Source organism: Nocardia suismassiliense, assembly GCF_900269665.1.
Lineage (GTDB): Bacteria > Actinomycetota > Actinomycetes > Mycobacteriales > Mycobacteriaceae > Nocardia > Nocardia suismassiliense.
Genome location: NZ_LT985361.1, coordinates 2,645,368 through 2,661,784, shown reverse-complemented (window position 1 = coordinate 2,661,784; position 16,417 = coordinate 2,645,368). Strand labels below are relative to the sequence as shown.

General features: G+C 68.1%; 14 protein-coding genes and 2 pseudogenes. 9 read left to right on the top strand and 7 right to left on the bottom strand.

The annotated features are described in order from the left end of the window. Positions 1 to 451: 451 nt before the first annotated feature. On the top strand, positions 452 to 1,192 hold the full coding sequence (locus DBO33_RS12000) for an adenosylcobinamide-GDP ribazoletransferase (RefSeq protein WP_107655098.1): 741 nt from the start codon (positions 452 to 454) through the stop codon (positions 1,190 to 1,192). Between the two features lie 303 nt (positions 1,193 to 1,495). Here DBO33_RS12000 and DBO33_RS44680 read toward each other — a convergent pair. The 3 genes and pseudogenes from DBO33_RS44680 to DBO33_RS43940 form a co-directional block, all read right to left on the bottom strand. Further along, positions 1,496 to 1,639, bottom strand: a pseudogene (locus DBO33_RS44680) (tetratricopeptide repeat protein); the annotation flags it as partial. A 53-nt stretch (positions 1,640 to 1,692) separates the two neighbouring features. Beyond that, complete coding sequence (locus DBO33_RS11990) at positions 1,693 to 1,992, bottom strand: tetratricopeptide repeat protein (protein WP_234390794.1); 300 nt, start codon at positions 1,990 to 1,992, stop codon at positions 1,693 to 1,695. Between the two features lie 86 nt (positions 1,993 to 2,078). Next, entirely contained in the window at positions 2,079 to 2,291 is a 213-nt protein-coding gene (locus tag DBO33_RS43940) for a tetratricopeptide repeat protein (protein WP_234390793.1), read from the bottom strand. Between the two features lie 652 nt (positions 2,292 to 2,943). Between DBO33_RS43940 and DBO33_RS11980 the strand changes: the two genes are divergently transcribed. Next, positions 2,944 to 3,657, top strand: coding sequence for an MBL fold metallo-hydrolase (locus tag DBO33_RS11980; protein WP_107655095.1), 714 nt, complete (start codon positions 2,944 to 2,946; stop codon positions 3,655 to 3,657). A gap of 176 nt (positions 3,658 to 3,833) precedes the next feature. Here DBO33_RS11980 and DBO33_RS11975 read toward each other — a convergent pair whose 3' ends face one another. The 3 genes from DBO33_RS11975 to DBO33_RS11965 form a co-directional block, all read right to left on the bottom strand. Continuing rightward, a complete protein-coding gene (locus DBO33_RS11975) occupies positions 3,834 to 4,931 on the bottom strand; it encodes a branched-chain amino acid aminotransferase (protein ID WP_107655094.1) in 1,098 nt (365 codons plus the stop codon). A 636-nt stretch (positions 4,932 to 5,567) separates the two neighbouring features. After that, on the bottom strand, positions 5,568 to 6,668 hold the full coding sequence (gene gcvT / locus DBO33_RS11970; protein WP_107655093.1) for a glycine cleavage system aminomethyltransferase GcvT: 1,101 nt from the start codon (positions 6,666 to 6,668) through the stop codon (positions 5,568 to 5,570). A gap of 525 nt (positions 6,669 to 7,193) precedes the next feature. Beyond that, positions 7,194 to 7,799 (bottom strand): GNAT family N-acetyltransferase, encoded by a 606-nt coding sequence (locus DBO33_RS11965; RefSeq protein ID WP_107655092.1) that lies wholly within the window; start codon positions 7,797 to 7,799, stop codon positions 7,194 to 7,196. A gap of 98 nt (positions 7,800 to 7,897) precedes the next feature. Between DBO33_RS11965 and DBO33_RS11960 the strand changes: the two genes are divergently transcribed. Next, positions 7,898 to 8,710 (top strand): TetR/AcrR family transcriptional regulator, encoded by an 813-nt coding sequence (locus DBO33_RS11960; RefSeq protein ID WP_234390792.1) that lies wholly within the window; start codon positions 7,898 to 7,900, stop codon positions 8,708 to 8,710. Further along, on the top strand, positions 8,707 to 10,218 hold the full coding sequence (locus tag DBO33_RS11955; protein WP_107655091.1) for a leucyl aminopeptidase: 1,512 nt from the start codon (positions 8,707 to 8,709) through the stop codon (positions 10,216 to 10,218). The genes DBO33_RS11960 and DBO33_RS11955 overlap by 4 nt, the downstream gene beginning before the upstream one ends. A gap of 294 nt (positions 10,219 to 10,512) precedes the next feature. Here DBO33_RS11955 and DBO33_RS11950 read toward each other — a convergent pair whose 3' ends face one another. Next, a complete protein-coding gene (locus tag DBO33_RS11950; protein WP_107655090.1) occupies positions 10,513 to 10,875 on the bottom strand; it encodes an oxidoreductase in 363 nt (120 codons plus the stop codon). 261 nt (positions 10,876 to 11,136) lie between these two features. Here DBO33_RS11950 and sucB point away from each other — a divergent pair. The 5 genes and pseudogenes from sucB (at position 11,137) to lipA (ending at position 16,029) form a co-directional block, all read left to right on the top strand. Beyond that, a pseudogene (gene sucB / locus DBO33_RS11945) lies at positions 11,137 to 12,730 on the top strand (2-oxoglutarate dehydrogenase, E2 component, dihydrolipoamide succinyltransferase). A 13-nt stretch (positions 12,731 to 12,743) separates the two neighbouring features. After that, a complete protein-coding gene (locus DBO33_RS11940; RefSeq protein ID WP_107655089.1) occupies positions 12,744 to 13,652 on the top strand; it encodes a TIGR01777 family oxidoreductase in 909 nt (302 codons plus the stop codon). Continuing rightward, positions 13,649 to 14,185, top strand: a complete 537-nt coding sequence (locus tag DBO33_RS11935) for a GNAT family N-acetyltransferase (RefSeq protein WP_107655088.1) — start codon at positions 13,649 to 13,651, stop codon at positions 14,183 to 14,185. Before DBO33_RS11940 ends, DBO33_RS11935 begins: the two co-directional genes overlap by 4 nt. Positions 14,186 to 14,256: 71 nt before the next feature. Beyond that, entirely contained in the window at positions 14,257 to 14,988 is a 732-nt protein-coding gene (gene lipB, locus DBO33_RS11930) for a lipoyl(octanoyl) transferase LipB (protein ID WP_107655087.1), read from the top strand. 24 nt (positions 14,989 to 15,012) lie between these two features. Next, the gene (gene lipA / locus DBO33_RS11925; RefSeq protein WP_107655086.1) at positions 15,013 to 16,029 is read left to right on the top strand and encodes a lipoyl synthase; all 1,017 of its coding nucleotides are present in this window, start codon (positions 15,013 to 15,015) and stop codon (positions 16,027 to 16,029) included. Positions 16,030 to 16,417 lie beyond the last annotated feature (388 nt).

The window sequence follows — 16,417 nt, the reverse complement described above, 5'->3', positions numbered from 1 at the left end:
GACCGACACCGTCGATCTCACCGCGACCCCCGACACTCCTCGGCCACACCGGATTTGCGGAAATGAGTGCCCGGCTGTCGCTGGTCGAAGCACCCGCCACCGGGTTCGGCGAACCCCGCGGCAGCCACATTTCCCCTGTCGTCCAGCGACTTCCGACCGTGGGCCGGGCGGCATCCACCGGGATTGCCGCATCCATCGGCAACGGTGACGTCGGCGCGGCACAGCGTCCACTGACCGCGGCTCGGACGACGTCCACTGCGTTCAGCGAGCCCAGCGGCGGCGGTCACGGTGCCCTCGCCGGACAGCACCTTCTAATTGCGGATCGGGCGACTTCCACCAGGTCCGACGTCCCTCGCGGTGACCATTGGGCCACTGCGGCACAGCAGGTTTCGACCGCAAACCAGGTGACGTTAAACGGGCGCGGCAGTTCGCGCTTGTCAGGTCTGCGGGCATGAACGGGATGCGTCTCGCGGTGTCGTGGCTCACCGTTTTGCCGGTGCGTGGACCGGAGACGGTCGATCGGGCAGCGGCTGGGCGGGCAATTGCGTTGGCGCCGTTGGTCGGTGGGCTGCTGGGAGCGGGAGCTGCTGGGCTGCTGTGGGCGCTCGTTTGGGTGGGGGCCAGTCCGGTGCTTGCCGGGCTGCTGGTGGTCGGGGCGTTGGCGTTGATCACGCGGGGCATGCATCTGGACGGACTTGCCGACACGATGGATGGGCTCGGCAGTTACGGCCCACCCGAGCGGGCCAGGCAGATCATGAAGAGTGGCGGTGCGGGGCCCTTCGGCGTCGCGGCCCTCGTGTTCTCGATTGGCGTCCAAGCGGTTTCGTTCGCTGCGCTGGCCGAGGCGGACCGCTGGTTCGCCGTTGCCCTGGCGGTCACCGTCGGCCGCGTTGCGGTAGTCCTCGCCTGCCGCAAGGGCGTCGACGCCGCGCCGGACACCAGTTTCGGTGCCCTCGTCGCCGGCACCCAGCACCCGTTGACCGCCGCCCTGTGGTCCGCCGCGGCCCTCACTGCCGCGATCTTCGCCACACCGGACCACTGGCAAGGCCCCCTCGCCATCCTCATCGCCCTCACCGCCGCGACCATCCTCGTCCGCCACACCGTCCGCCGCTTCGAGGGCCTCTCCGGCGACACCCTAGGCGCCACCATCGAACTCACCGTCTCCCTCACCGCCGCCACCCTGTCCCTCTAACGGACACTCCACGAAACGGGACACTGCGGGCCGCTACCCACACTCCGCCGCCCCCAAGTCCCATTGGCCACCGACAAACCCCGACGCTGACACCCAACGGGACACAGCGCAGCCCCCACTCACACTCCGCGCACCAGGTCCCACTGGCCACCAATACCGACACCCAACGGGACATGACGCAGCCCCCACCCGCACTCCGCCGCCACCACGTCCCAACGGCCACCATCGCCGACACCCAACTGGACATGACGCAGCCTCCACTCACACTCCGTCGCACCAGGGCGGCGGTGAGCAACAGCAGCCCGCTGTTATCCGGGTCGTGGTGAAATGCCGTGAGGCGGCTGGTACTTCGTCGAGCGCGTGCACCGCGTCCACCACTCGATCGGCCGCCGCACTCTGTCTGGCCAGTCCGAAGGCGGCACTCACCACCGCATGACCGGTGCGCCAGGTCCCACTGGTCACCGATACCAACGCCCAACGGGACATGACGCAGCCCCCACTCACACTCCGCCGCCACCACGTCCCAACGGCCACCATCGCCGACATCCAACGGGACATGACGCAGCCTCCACCTCACAACCCACCGCCACCGGGGCGGCGGTGAGCAACAGCAGCACCGCGGTCATCCGGGCCGTGGTGAAATGCCTTGAGGCGGCCGGTACTTCCTTGAGCGCGTGCACCACATCCCCCATGCGATCGACCGCCGCGAGCTGCCTTGCCAGTCCGAAGGCGGCACTCACCACCCCCAGGTCGGTGCGCCAGGTCCCACTGGCCACCAATACCGACGCCCAACGGGACACGGTGCAGCCCCCACCCGCACTCCGCCGCCACCACATCCCATTGGCCACCGATACCTACATCCAACGGGACATGACGCAGCCTCCACTCACACTCCGTCGCACCAGGGCGGCGGTGAGCAACAGCAGCCCGCGGCTATCCGGGCCGTGGTGAAATGCCGTGAGGCGGTCGGTACTTCGTCGAGCGCGTGCACCGCGTCCACCACTCGATCGACCGCCGCACTCTGTCTGGCCAGTCCGAAGGCGGCACTCACCACCACACGACCGGTGCGCCAGGTCCCGCTGGCCACCGATACCGACATCCAACAGGACACAACGCAACGCCCACTCACACTCCACCGCCGCCACGGCCCACTGGCCATCGATACCGACGCCCACCGGGACATGACGCAGCCTTCACTCACACTCCGCTGGCCCCATGTCCCATTGGCCACCAATACCCACGGCCAACGGGACAACGCGCAATTCCCACTCGCACTCTGCCGCCACCATGTCCCGTTGACCATTGACAAGGACGCCGACCGGCACATGGTGGAGGCCGCTTGCGTCTTGCCACCCATCACCTCGCATCGACCATGGATAACCCCGACCTGGCACCGATCAGATCGGCGCGACAGCCCGACACTCAACATTTCGAATGCCACGACCAGCAAGACATGACGGGGCCGTCGCGCGCATCGTTGCAGCCACATCGCATTTACCGTGGCCTGCCCGAACATTCCGCCGACTGCCGCATCAGCGCTGCCAGTCGACACTCGAGCATCAGCCTCACCCGCAGCTCAGGAGACATGCTTGCGGCAGCACCCGAGTGGCGTGCACCACACTCTCTCCTGATATCGATCAAAGCTCAACTGAGCGCTCGTCCAGTCGTTCTGCGGGACGCACGTTCGGCGCAGCAAACAATTTGCGCCTGCGGCGCGCGGATCGTCTGGGTCGGGCAATAAGGTGGGCGGTATGTCTTCTGAGCGCTTGTATTTTCGCCAGCTGTTGTCGGGGAGGGACTACGCCGTCGGCGATCCGATTGCGACGCAGATGAGAAATTTTGCGTATCTGATCGGTGATCAGGAGACCGGCGAATGTTTGGTGGTCGATCCGGCCTACGCGGCGGCGGATCTGGTCGATATCGCCGAGGCTGACGGACTACGGCTGACCGGGGTCCTCGCGACCCATCACCATCCGGACCATGTGGGTGGAACGATGCTCGGGTTCACCCTGGGCGGTGTCCGTGAATTACTCGAAAAGACAAGCGTCCCAGTGCATATCAACGCACAGGAGCTTTCCTGGGTGGCCAACGTCACGGGCATCGCACCGAGCGAACTCACCGGCCACGAGCACGGCGACAAAGTCAGCGTCGGCACCTTCGACATCGAACTGCTGCACACCCCCGGACACACTCCGGGCAGCCAATGCTTCCTGTTCGACGACCGCCTCATCGCGGGCGACACTCTGTTCGTCGACGGCTGCGGCCGCACCGACTTCCCCGGCGGCGACTCCGACGAAATGTTCCGCAGCCTGCGCTATTTGGCCGAATTGTCCGGCGACCCGGTCGTCTACCCCGGGCACTGGTATTCCGAGGAGCCGCACGCTCCGCTGTCCACTGTCCGGGACAAAAACTACGTCTTACGCCCGAAGACTTTGGACGAGTGGCACATGTTCATGCCCAGCTGATCCCATTGGCGCACGGGCGGGAAAGCACCCGCCCGACAACCACCCGCTAGGAACACCGCGGCTGAATCAAGTGACCCAGGTATTTCGCGACGCCACTGAGAGCGCCGGACCGAGCTGAGTGGCACACCATTGCGGCAAATCGCGAGAGACCCGCACCATGGTGTGCCACTCACCGACTACATCGTGCGCATCCACCCATGGATGTCGGCGAAAGTCCCCCGCTGGATACCGGTAAGCGTGTCGCGCAGCGCCATGGTGACCTCACCGGGCTCGCCCCCACCGATGGTGAACTCACCATCCGCGGACTGAACCCAGCCGACGGGAGTGATCACCGCAGCGGTCCCACACGCGAAAACCTCGGTGATCTCACCGGATTCGGCACCCTTGCGCCATTCCTCGACCGACACCTTCCGCTCTTCGACCGGGAACCCGGAGTCGGCGGCCAACGTGAGCAGCGAGTCGCGAGTGATGCCGGGCAGCAGCGCACCGGACAGCTCCGGGGTGACCAGGCGCGCTTCCGAACCGGACCCGAACACGAAGAACAGGTTGTTGGTACCCATCTCCTCGACGTATCGGCGCTCGCACGCATCCAGCCAGACCACCTGGTCGCAACCCTGCGCCGTAGCCTCGGCCTGCGCGAGCAGCGAGGCGGCGCAGTTACCGGCCACCTTCGCCTCACCGGTACCGCCGGGCGCCGCGCGCACGTATTCGGTCGACAACCACACCCGCACCGGCTTGACCCCACGCGGGAAGTAGGCCCCGGCCGGCGACGCCATGAGCAGGTACTTGTAGCCGGCGGCAGGCTTCACGCCGAGCCCGGCCTCGGTGGCGAACATGAAGGGGCGCAGGTACAGCGAGTCTTCGCCGCCCGCGGCGGGCACCCAGTCGCGGTCCACCTCGAGCAGCTGACGCACGGACTCGATGAACAGTTCCTCCGGCAGTTCGGCCATCGCCATGCGACGGGCGGAGCGGCGGAACCGCGCGGCGTTCGCGTCGATGCGGAAGCAGGCCACGCTGCCGTCGCCGTGCCGGTACGCCTTCAGTCCCTCGAAGATGGCCTGTCCGTAGTGGAAGACCATGGTTGCGGGGTCGAGGGGCAGCGGGCCGTACGGCTCGACGCGGGCGTTGGTCCACTCGCCGTCGGTGTAGTCGATCGAGACCATGTGGTCGGTGAAGAACCGCCCGAACCCGGGCGCCGCCAGTACCTCTTGTCGCCGCTGCGCCGGAGCGGGCGCGGGATGCGGGACACGGGCAAACTGTGCAGCAACGGTCATGTGCCTGATCCTAGCCAAGCCACATTCAAGCTTTGCGCCCGATCGGCCACCGCACCGCAGAACTTCCCGCGACCCCCACCACGCGCACACCAAAATGCACCGTGCGCCCGAATTCGGCGCAGGAAACCACACCGCTCAGTACGCATTCTGCGCACCCACCAACCCGCCACGCCGCGACTTTCCGCGCGACACGCCGTGTTCCGCATCGTCCCCGCCGCGAGTCCAACGCCAACGACCAGGACCGGCTCTACGCCGCGCTCACCGACGGCGCGACCTTGTCCCTGGAGGCAGCTGACGCAACGCGCGACACGGGCAATAAATCCGCGCCCGCCACCGGTGAGCAGCGGGCACGCGCGAGGCGAACAGCGTCCCGCGCACCACCGCAAACGACAGTCTCGCGCCGCACACGTGAGCGGTGGTCAACGTGACGGCACACATGCGAGCGGTAGTCGGCTTACCGAAGCCCCAGGGACGCCAACGTGACTGTCGACTGGCGGTAGTCGGCTTGCCGAGGCCCCCAGGGACGGACGCCACGTAACCGTCGTCTGGAGGTACTGCGCCGATGCCGAAAGATACCCAATAGGAACGCAGTACTGCTTGCCGCGCGACAGATCCCGCGCGGCAAGCAACCCACACCTACTTCGTATTCGTCTCCACGAACGGCGGCCGAATGACCTCACACCGGAGCCGACGTCCACGAACATCCACCTCGACCTCGGTACCGGGCTCGATGCCCGCCTCGGTGTCGAGCAGCGCAAGCGCGATACCGATCTTGAGAGTCGGCGAGAACGTACCCGAGGTGGTTTCGCCGACCGGCTCCCCATCACGCAACACCGCCTGCCCTTGGCGCAGCACGCCGCGGTCGAGCGCCTTGAGCCCCAACAGGGTTCGGCGCGGCCCGGCCGACTTCTCCTGCTCCAGTGCGGCTTTGCCCCAGAACTCGGGCTTCTTCCAGCCGACGGCCCAGCCGGTGCGAGCCTGAACCGGGGAAATCTCCAGGGACAGTTCATGTCCGTGCAGCGGGTAACCCATCTCGGTACGCAACGTGTCACGGGCACCGAGGCCCGCAGCTTGGCCGCCGGCGGCACGCACCTGCTCGACCAGGACACGGAACAACGGCTCGGCATCGGCCCAGCGCGGCAGCAGTTCATAACCGTGCTCGCCGGTGTAACCGGTGCGGCACACGCGGACCGGGCGTCCATCCCATTCGGCGTCGGCGTAAGCCATGTACTCCATGTCGGTGGGCAGGCCGAGCGCGGTGAGCACCTCGGTCGAGCGCGGACCCTGCACCGCGAACACCCCGTACTCGCGGTGCTCATCGGTCACCGTGATGCCCTCGGGCGCCACCTTCTGCAGTTCCGCGACCACCGCCGCGGTGTTGGCCGCATTGGGGACGAGGAAGATCTCGTCGTCGCTCACGTAGTAGGCGATCAGGTCGTCGATCACGCCACCGTCGGGCGCGCAGCACAGCGTGTACTGCGCCTTGCCCGGCCGGATCCGGCCGAGGTCGTTGGTGAGCGCCGAGTTCACGAAGGCCGCCGCGCCCGCACCGCGCACCGTCGCCTTGCCCAGGTGGCTCACGTCGAACAGTCCGACCGTGGTGCGGACCGACTGATGTTCGGCCACCGTCCCCTCGTACGAGACGGGCATTTCCCACCCGCCGAACGGCGCGAAAGTCGCCCCCAGCTCGACGTGTACACCATGGATAGGGCCTTGCAGCAGGTTCGAGTCGGTCACCCGGCGAGCTTATCCGCCACCCGCAACCGCCGTCCCCACTCCCGCCCCGACTCCGTCTGAGCCCTCAGACGAACCGATCGACTCGGCCGCGCCGACCCACAGCAGACCCGCGCTAAGCCGCGCCATGGTCGGCGGCTACTTATCAGCCCGCCGCTGATGACACCTCGCCGAAGCCCGCAACGCCGCTACCCGCCATTACAGCCGCCCGTGGTCGCCGCTAGCACCAAGCCCACCGGAGATGGCGCCCCCGAGCCCGCAACGTCGCTTCCCGCCCAGTGAGAGCCACCCGAATAGGCCGAAGCTCGCAACGCCGCCACACCCGCCAGTGCAGCCGCCCCGGCCGCACCACAATCGCCGACTAGGCGCCAGGCCCACCGCCGGCGACGGCCCCCACCAAAGCCGCAACGACACTCTCCGCCCAGTGGAGATCATTCCCGAATCCGCCGTAGCCCCTCGGTAGTCCGCCGAGCGGGACATAGCGGCTCCACTCGCGCCTTCCGCCGTCATGTCCCGCCTCGAATCAACTCACCCGCGGAACCACATCGGACGGATGGTCGGTCCATTCTCGGGAAGGTCATAGGTGGTGCCGGTGGCGGCGAACCCATTGCGGGTGTACAGCCGGGCGGATCGCTCGGTGCTCGCTTCGAGGTAGGCGGGCAGTCCCGCCGAGGAAGCCGCCTTGGTTCGGTCGGCGAGGATCGCGCCACCCGCCCCTTTCCCGCGATGCTGCGGCACCGTGACGATCACCTGCAGATACCAGTGCGGGAACTCCCGCGGATGCGTACTCGCGAGCAGATCGCTCAGCACGGAAACCCGCTGTATCGGACGCACATCGGGCACAGTCGCAGCCATAGCGCGCGCCTCGACGGCCTCCGCCTCGAACCGTGCCATCGAATCCACCCGCTGCCAGATCGACACCGCCCAGATCTCCGATCCGGTACCGGCGAGCCATATCTGGTCATCACTCAGCGCGCGGTCGATGAGACCGGGCACGTACTGCGGGGTGAACTCGTCGACGGGATACCCGTCGAGCACCCATTCCGTCACCACCTCGTCCGGGCTGGCGATGCTGTACGCCTCGATCACCGCGTCGCGATCCTGTTCGCCCGCCTGCCGAACCGTGATTTCCATCCGCTGACCCTTTCGTCGTGAACACCGTGTGCCTCCGCCAACGTAGGCAGGTCAGCGCGGCGTCGCTAGAATTTCGTCACACCTGTTCGTGTGTCGAAATGGAGGCCGATGTGGCCTGCGGAATCTGCAAGAACGCTCTCACCCAACCGGCCCGCGGCCGCAAACGCCGGTACTGCTCACGCGCCTGCCAGGCCCGCGCCTACCGTGCCCGCCGCAACGAGGTGACGCCCACACCACGCGCCACGCGCCCCGGCAAACTGACCACGATCGGCATCCTGCGCGCCGCCGTCGACCTGGCCGACCGCGACGGCATCGACGGACTGTCCATGCGCAGATTGGCCAGCGAACTCGGCGCGGCAACCGCAGGCATATACCGCCACTTCGCCGACCGCGAGGCACTACTGGCAGGCATGGCCGAGCTGGTCCTCGCCGAAATCCACCAGCCCGACACCGAATCCGGCGACTGGCGCACCCGGCTGACCCACGAGGCGCACGAGGAATGGCAGCTGTATCAACGCCACCCCTGGATGCTGCCGATCCTCGCGCGCATGCGCCCGCCGATCGGCCCCGCCCTCTTGGACATTCTCGAACGTTCCTTCGCCGCCCTCGACCAGCGCGGCCTGAGCCGTGACGCGATGCTCGCGATGTATCTCGCGTTCTCCGGCTTGGTCCAGGGCCTGTCTTTGCTGACCAGTTCCGAACGCGCCGACCGGTTGCGCGCTGCCGAACCGACGGAGTTGCCCGCCGATATCACCGAGTTGCTGGACCCGGCCGTCCGCCCCGTGCTGCATCGGCTTTTCGGGGACGGCCCGCCCGGCCCGGACCTGGACTTGGACGCCATCCTCGACACCGGCCTCGGACTGCTCCTCGACGGCATCGCGATCAGACTGCCCAGTAGCCTGTCGCCATGACCGCTGTTGCAGATCGTTCACTAGGACCGGAACTCGCACGTACCCAGACCATCGGTGCGGACACCGACGTTCTCGTCCTTGGTATCACCTCGTCGGAGAACGGTCCCGCCATCGTGCCCGAGGACCTGTTCAGCGACGTGCTCACCGCCGATGTCCGGGCGGAACTGCTGGATCAGCTCGGTGCGGTCGGCGCGAAGGGCAAGGCCGAGGAACTGACCCGAGTGCCCGCCCCGGCCGCGCTGGCGGAGGTGACCAGTGTGCTCGCCGTCGGCCTCGGCGCCGCCGACAAGATCGACGCCGAGCAGATCCGCCGCTCGGCCGGTGTGGCCGCGCGCACGCTGTCGGGCACCGAGCTCGTGGCGACCACCCTGTCGGGTCTCGACATCGGCGCCGCAGCGGAGGGTTTCTACCTCGGCGCCTACACGTTCACGCCGTTCAAGTCGGGTAAGTCCGCGCCGAAGCCGGACGAGCGGCCGGTGGCCAGGGTCGAATTCTTGGTGCCCGAGCCGGAATTCGGTGAGGCAGAGCTGTTCCGTGCTCAGCTGATCGCCGAAGCCGTCTCCACCGCACGGGATTTCGTGAACACTCCGCCCAGCCACTTGTACCCCGCCGAATTCGCTTCCCGCGCGGAGGAATTGGCGAAGGCGGCCGGGCTCGACGTCGAGGTGCTCGACGAAAACGCGCTGGACGCAAGCGGTTACGGCGGCGTGCTCGGCGTGGGCAAGGGTTCGTCGCGACCGCCGCGGCTGGTCCGGATCACCTACGCGGGCGGCCCGAAGAAGATCGCGCTGGTCGGCAAGGGCATCACCTTCGACACCGGCGGCATCTCGATCAAGCCCGCGCAGAACATGGAGAACATGACCTCGGACATGGCGGGCGCCGCCGCGGTCGTCGCCACCACGCTGCTCGCCGCGCGGCTGAGCCTGCCGGTGACGGTCACCGCGACGGTGCCGATGGCCGAGAACATGCCGTCGGCCACCGCGCAGCGCCCGGGTGACGTGCTCACCCAGTACGGCGGCACCACCGTCGAGGTGCTCAACACCGACGCCGAGGGCCGCCTCATCCTGGCCGACGCGATCGTCCGGGCCGGCGAGGACGAGCCCGACTACCTGATCGACGTCGCCACCCTCACCGGCGCGCAGATGGTCGCGCTCGGCACCCGCACCCCCGGCGTGATGGGCACCGACGACTTCCGCGACCGGGTCGCCGAGATCTCCCGGCGGATCGGCGAAAACGGCTGGGCCATGCCGCTGCCCACCGAGTTGCGCGCCGACCTCAACTCCAAGATCGCCGACCTCGCCAACGTCGCCCCGCACCGCTGGGGTGGCATGCTCTCGGCCGGACTGTTCCTGAAGGAGTTCGTCCCGGAGGGCGTGCAGTGGGCTCACCTCGACGTCGCCGGCCCGGCCTACAACACCGGCGGACCCTTCGGCTACATCGGCAAGGGCGGCACCGGCGTACCGGTCCGCACCCTCATCGCCGTCATCGAGGACATCGCCGCGGAGTGAGCAGGGGTGCGCCGTCCGGAACTCTCGGACGGCGCACTACCTTCCGCCACGCACCCCGGCGCGGACCTCGGTGCAGCGCGGCCGTGCTGCCGGGCGACAAGCTCGGCGGGTGGCAGCCATCCGAACGAACCAGCCCGCCAGCCCAGCAGTTCGACTGAGCAGCGTTCAGTGGCACACGGTTGCGGCAAACCACGAGAAGGCCTCTCCATGGTGTGCCACTCACGGCTGCCGACGCACGCCTTCGGCGCACGCCGAATCGACCGCTATGCGGCGTCGCTCGCCGGTAGCCGCGAGCTATAGATCCCGCAGTTCCGCCTCGAACGCACGCTGCCGCTCGATGCGTTTGCGGGCGTCATAATCCCGCATCCGTTGTGGATATCCAGTCTTACCGACCTCGTAAACCGGAATCCGCAAATCTTTGGCAAGCCGACGCGCCCCGCGCTCGCCGACGATCCGCCGCGTCCATTCGCCGTCCGCGGCGATCAGCACGACAGTGACATCGGTCACGGTTGTTTTCGGCTCCAAATAGCCTTCGACACCGACATGGGTACGCACCCACTCGGCGAGATAGCGGGCGTCCTCGCCGCCCCCTGAACCCGCACGTATTGCGCTACCACCCCGGGTCGCGCCGCCTCGGAAACGATCCAGCAAACCCAACGACGCGCACCTCCTTTCCAACCCCGGCACAGAGTGCGCGCCGGTCTCCCCATCTTGCCAGCTCGACGAAGTTCACTGCCCTTGTGCTACACGCCGGGCGGTCGAGTGCAAGGATGGATCGCGGTACAAGAACCACACAGATCTCCGGTGCCACGCACAATGATCGGTGGCTTTCGGACTCGCGCCGCAACCCGCGACGGGGGTCCGCCGAGAGATCAACTGTTGTAGAAACCCGTCGAGCAGTCAGAGGAGTCAGAGGACATGGCCTTCTCCGTCCAGATGCCAGCTCTTGGTGAGAGCGTCACCGAGGGAACGGTCACCCGGTGGCTGAAGCAGGAAGGAGACACGGTCGAGGTCGACGAGCCGCTGCTCGAGGTCTCCACCGACAAGGTCGACACGGAGATCCCGTCCCCCCAGGCGGGCGTGCTGTCGAAGATCGTCGCCCAAGAAGATGATGTGGTCGAGGTCGGTGGTGAGCTCGGCGTGATCAGCGAAGCCGGCGAGGCGTCCGAGTCGAGTTCGGCTCCCGCCCCCGAAGCCGCTGCCGCGCCCGCGCAGGAAGCTCCCGCCGAGGAAGCTCCGGCCGCCGAGCCCGAGCCCGAAGCTCAGGAAGAACCGGCCCAGGCGCCCGCCGCCGAAGCCGCGCCCGCGTCGTCGGGTGATGGCACCGCGGTCAAGATGCCCGAGCTGGGCGAGTCGGTCACCGAGGGCACCGTCACCCGGTGGCTCAAGGCGGTCGGTGACGATGTCGCCGTCGACGAGCCGTTGCTCGAGGTCTCCACCGACAAGGTCGACACCGAAATCCCTTCGCCGGTCGCGGGCAAGCTGCTCGAGATCACCGCGCAGGAAGACGATGTCGTCGCTGTGGGTGGACAGCTCGGCGTGATCGGCAGCGGTTCCCCNCAACGGTTCCACCCCGTACGTCACTCCGCTGGTCCGCAAGCTGGCCGACGAGAACGGCGTGGATCTGTCCTCGCTCACCGGTTCCGGTGTCGGCGGACGCATCCGCAAGCAGGACGTGCTCGCCGCCGCGGAGGCCAAGAAGGCTCCGGCTCCGGCCGCCGCCGCTCCGGCCGCCCCCGCTGCCAAGGCGAAGGCCGCCCCCGCGGCCGCCAGCCCGCAACTGGCTCATCTGCGCGGCACCGTGCAGAAGGCGAACCGCATCCGGCAGATCACCGCGACCAAGACCCTGGAATCGCTGCGCACCACCGCACAGCTGACCCAGGTGCACGAGGCCGACGTCACCAAGATCGCGACGCTGCGGGCCCAGGCCAAGGCGTCGTTCAAGGAGCGCGAGGGCGTCAACCTGACGTTCCTGCCGTTCTTCGCCAAGGCCGTCGTCGAGGCGCTCGGTGTGCACCCGAACGTCAACGCCAGCTACGACGACTCCTCCAAGGAAGTCACCTACCACGCGGCGGTGCACCTGGGTATCGCCGTCGACACCCAGCAGGGCCTGCTCTCCCCGGTGATCCACAACGCGAGCGACCTGTCGCTGGCCGGCCTGGCACGCGCCATCGCCGACATCGCCAACCGCGCCCGCAACGGTGGACTCAAGCCGGACGAGCTGTCCGGTGGCACGTTCACCATCACCAACATCGGCAGCCAGGGCGCGCTGTTCGACACCCCGATCCTGCTTCCGCCGCAGGCGGGCATGCTCGGCACGGGTGCGATCGTCAAGCGCCCGGTGGTGGTGAAGGACGACACCGGCAGCGAGTCCATCGGCGTCCGTTCGATGTGCTACCTGCCGCTCACCTACGACCACCGCCTGATCGACGGTGCGGACGCGGGTCGCTTCCTCACCACGATCCGGCACCGGCTCGAGGAAGCGGCGTTCGAGGCCGACCTCGGCCTCTGACCGTCGTGTACGCATGAAGGTCGTGATCGCCGGCTCGTCCGGGCTGATCGGGACAGCGCTCGTCGCGGCACTGCGCCGCGACGGGCACGAGGTCGCCCGCCTGGTACGCAGGCGGGCGGCGGGCCCGGACGAATTCGCCTGGGATCCGGTCCGTGCCGAACTGGACGAGCGGGCCCTGCGCGGCGCCGACGCGGTGGTCAACCTGTGCGGCGCGAGCACCGGGCGCCGCCGCTGGAACGGCAGCTTCAAACAGGAGCTGCGCGACAGCCGGATCACCCCGACCGACGTGCTGGCCGCCGCGGTCGTCAAAGCGGGCGTGCCCGCGTTGCTCAATGCCAGCGGCGTGCACTTCTACGGCGGCGACACCGGCGACCGGGTGGTCGACGAAACCTCGCCCGCCGGTTCGGGTTTCCTCGCCACGCTGTGCCGTGATTGGGAAGCCGCGACGCGTCCGGCGGCCGATGCCGGCGTGCGCACGGTGCTGTTGCGCAGCGCCATCGTGTTGTCCAAGCACGGTGGCCTGCTCAGCATGCTGCACCCGCTGTACTTCCTCGGTCTCGGCGGGCGGCTCGGCAGCGGCCGTCAGTACACGCCGTGGATCTCCATGGCCGACGAGATCGGCGCGATCGTCTTCGCGCTGCGCTCGCAGACCCTCGCCGGACCACTCAACGTCGTCGGCCCGGCGCCGGTGACCAACGCGGAGTTCAGCCGCGCGCTCGGCCGCTCACTGCACCGGCCGACCCCGCTGGTGGTTCCCGCGTTCGCGTTGCGCGCGCTCGTCGGCGAGCTCGCGCAGGAGGCGATCCTGCGCGGACCGCGCGCAATACCCACGGCCCTCGAGGAGGCGGGCTACGAGTTCCAGCACCCCACCATCGGCGCCGCACTGGCCGCGACGGTGGGACAACCCGGAGACGATCGATGACCGACCAGCTCGACACCCGCCCCGCCACCCGCATCCGCGACGCGCACCGCGACGACCTGCCCGCGATCCTTGAGATCCACAACGCGAATATCGCGACCTCCACGGCGATCTGGGACCTGGAGCAGGTCGGTCTCGACGACCGCGTCGCGTGGTTCGAGGACCGCACCGCGGCAGGTCTGCCGATCCTCGTCGCGGAGATCGACGGCGTGGTCGCGGGTTACGCGAGCTACGGTCCGTGGCGTCCTAAAGCGGGTTACCGCTTCACCGTGGAGAACTCGGTGTACGTCGACGAACGCTTCCAGCGTCGCGGCATCGCCACCGCCCTGCTCACCGAGCTGATCGAGCGGGCACGGCAGACGGGTCACGTGCACGCGATCATCGCGGGCATCGAATCGGGCAACACCGGATCGATCCAGCTGCACGAACGCTTCGGCTTCCGCGTGATCGGCGAGTTCCCCGAAGTCGGCCACAAGTTCGGCCGCTGGATGGACCTCACCCTCATGCAGCTGACGCTGCCGGTCCACGCCCGCTAGCTCACCCCTTGTGGCACGGTCCACAGGACACAGCTGGAATAGACCAACCGTCCCGGCGTACCGTCGAGCTCGTGAACGACACGCGCACCACGTGGTCCGCCCGATTCGATACGACCCCGATCGTGGTCGAGGATCTCGGACTCATCGACTACCACAGCGCCTGGGAGCTGCAGCGCACCATCGCCGCGGAACGGGCCGACGGCATCGGATCCGATCGCCTGCTGCTGCTCGAGCACCCCTCGGTCTACACCGCGGGCCGCCGCACCGAGACCGAGGACCTGCCCATCGACGGCAGCCCGGTGGTGGAGGTGGACCGCGGCGGCAAGATCACCTGGCACGGACCGGGCCAGCTGGTCGGCTACCCGATCGTGCGGCTCGCCGAACCGGTGGACGTCGTCCAGTACGTGCGCCGGCTCGAGGAAGCACTCATCACCGTCTGCACCGAGCTCGGCCTGACCTGCGGCCGGATCGAGGGCCGCTCTGGTGTCTGGCTGCCCGCCACCGACGTGTTCGCCGAACGCAAGATCGCCGCGATCGGCGTGCGCGTGCAGCGCGGCGTTGCCCTGCACGGCATCTCGCTCAACTGCAACTCCGCCATGGACGGCTTCCAGGCGATCATTCCCTGCGGCATCCGCGACGCAGGCGTCACCACGCTCTCCCGCGAGCTGAACCGCGAGGTGACGGTCGCCGAGGTGAAGCCGCTCGTCGCCGACGCCATCGCCCGCGCCCTCAACGGCGAACTGCCGGTAACCGCGCACGATATTGCGCGCGTCACACCGGCAGGTGGGGCCGCGAGCGCCTGATCCGGTAGGCGTAATGTCGATCTGGTGACCTCAGCTTCAGCACCGGCAGGACGCAAACTGCTACGCATCGAGGCGCGCAACGCGGAGACCCCGATCGAGCGCAAACCTCAATGGATCCGGACGAAGGCCAAGATGGGCCCGGAGTATTCCGAGCTCAAAGGCCTCGTGAAACGCGAGGGCTTGCACACGGTGTGTGAGGAGGCGGGCTGTCCCAACATCTTCGAATGCTGGGAAGACCGTGAGGCCACCTTCCTGATCGGCGGCGAACAGTGCACCCGGCGCTGCGACTTCTGCCAGATCGACACCGGCAAACCGGCCGCACTCGATCGGGACGAGCCGCGCAGGGTCGCCGAGAGCGTGCAGGCGATGGGCCTGCGTTACTCGACCATCACCGGCGTCGCCCGCGACGATCTGGACGACGGCGGCGCCTGGCTCTACGCCGAAACCGTGCGCGCCATCAAGCAGCTCAACCCGAACACCGGCGTCGAACTGCTCATCCCCGACTTCAACGCCGACCCCGACCAGCTGGCCGAGGTCTTCTCCTCGCGCCCGGAGGTGCTGGCGCACAACCTGGAGACGGTGCCGCGCATCTTCAAGCGCATCCGCCCCGCCTTCCGCTACGAGCGCTCCCTCTCGGTCCTGACCGCGGCGCGCGAGGCAGGCCTGGTCACCAAGTCCAACCTGATCCTCGGCATGGGCGAGACCCCTGAAGAGGTCACCCAGGCGATGCGCGACCTGCACGAGGCAGGCTGCGACATCCTCACCATCACCCAGTACCTGCGCCCCTCCCCCCGCCACCACCCGGTCGACCGCTGGGTCAAGCCGGAGGAGTTCGTGGAGCACTCCAAGATGGCCGAGGAGATCGGCTTCGCCGGAGTGATGGCCGGGCCGCTGGTCCGCTCGTCCTACCGTGCAGGTCGGCTGTACACGCAGGCCATGGCGCACCACGGTCGCGAAATCGCGCCGGAGATGGCGCATCTCGCCAAGGAAGGCACTGCCTCGCAGGAGGCGTCGGCAGTGCTGGCTCGCTTCGGCAGCTGATTGCAGCGTTCGCTTCGCACCTAGGACCGGACGCATCCGGCTATCCGGTACACGCCGGTCCTGGGGTTCGGTGCCATTCGAGCCGGTCCTGGGGTGCGGCACCATGCGAGCCGGTCCTCGGGTGCGCCACCAAGCGAGCCGGTTCTGGGTGCGGTGCCATGCGCGCCGGTCCTGGGGTACGGCGCCAAGCTAGCCAGTCCTGGGATGCAGCGCCAAGCGAGTCCGTCCCCGGGCGCGGCACCAAGCGAGCCGGTCCTGAGGTACGGCACCAGCGAGCCCGTCCCCGGGCGCGGCACCAAGCGAGCCGGTCCTGGGGTGCGCCACCAAGCGAGCCCGCCCTCGGGTGCGCCACCAAACGAGCCCGCCCTCGGGTACACCACCAAACGAG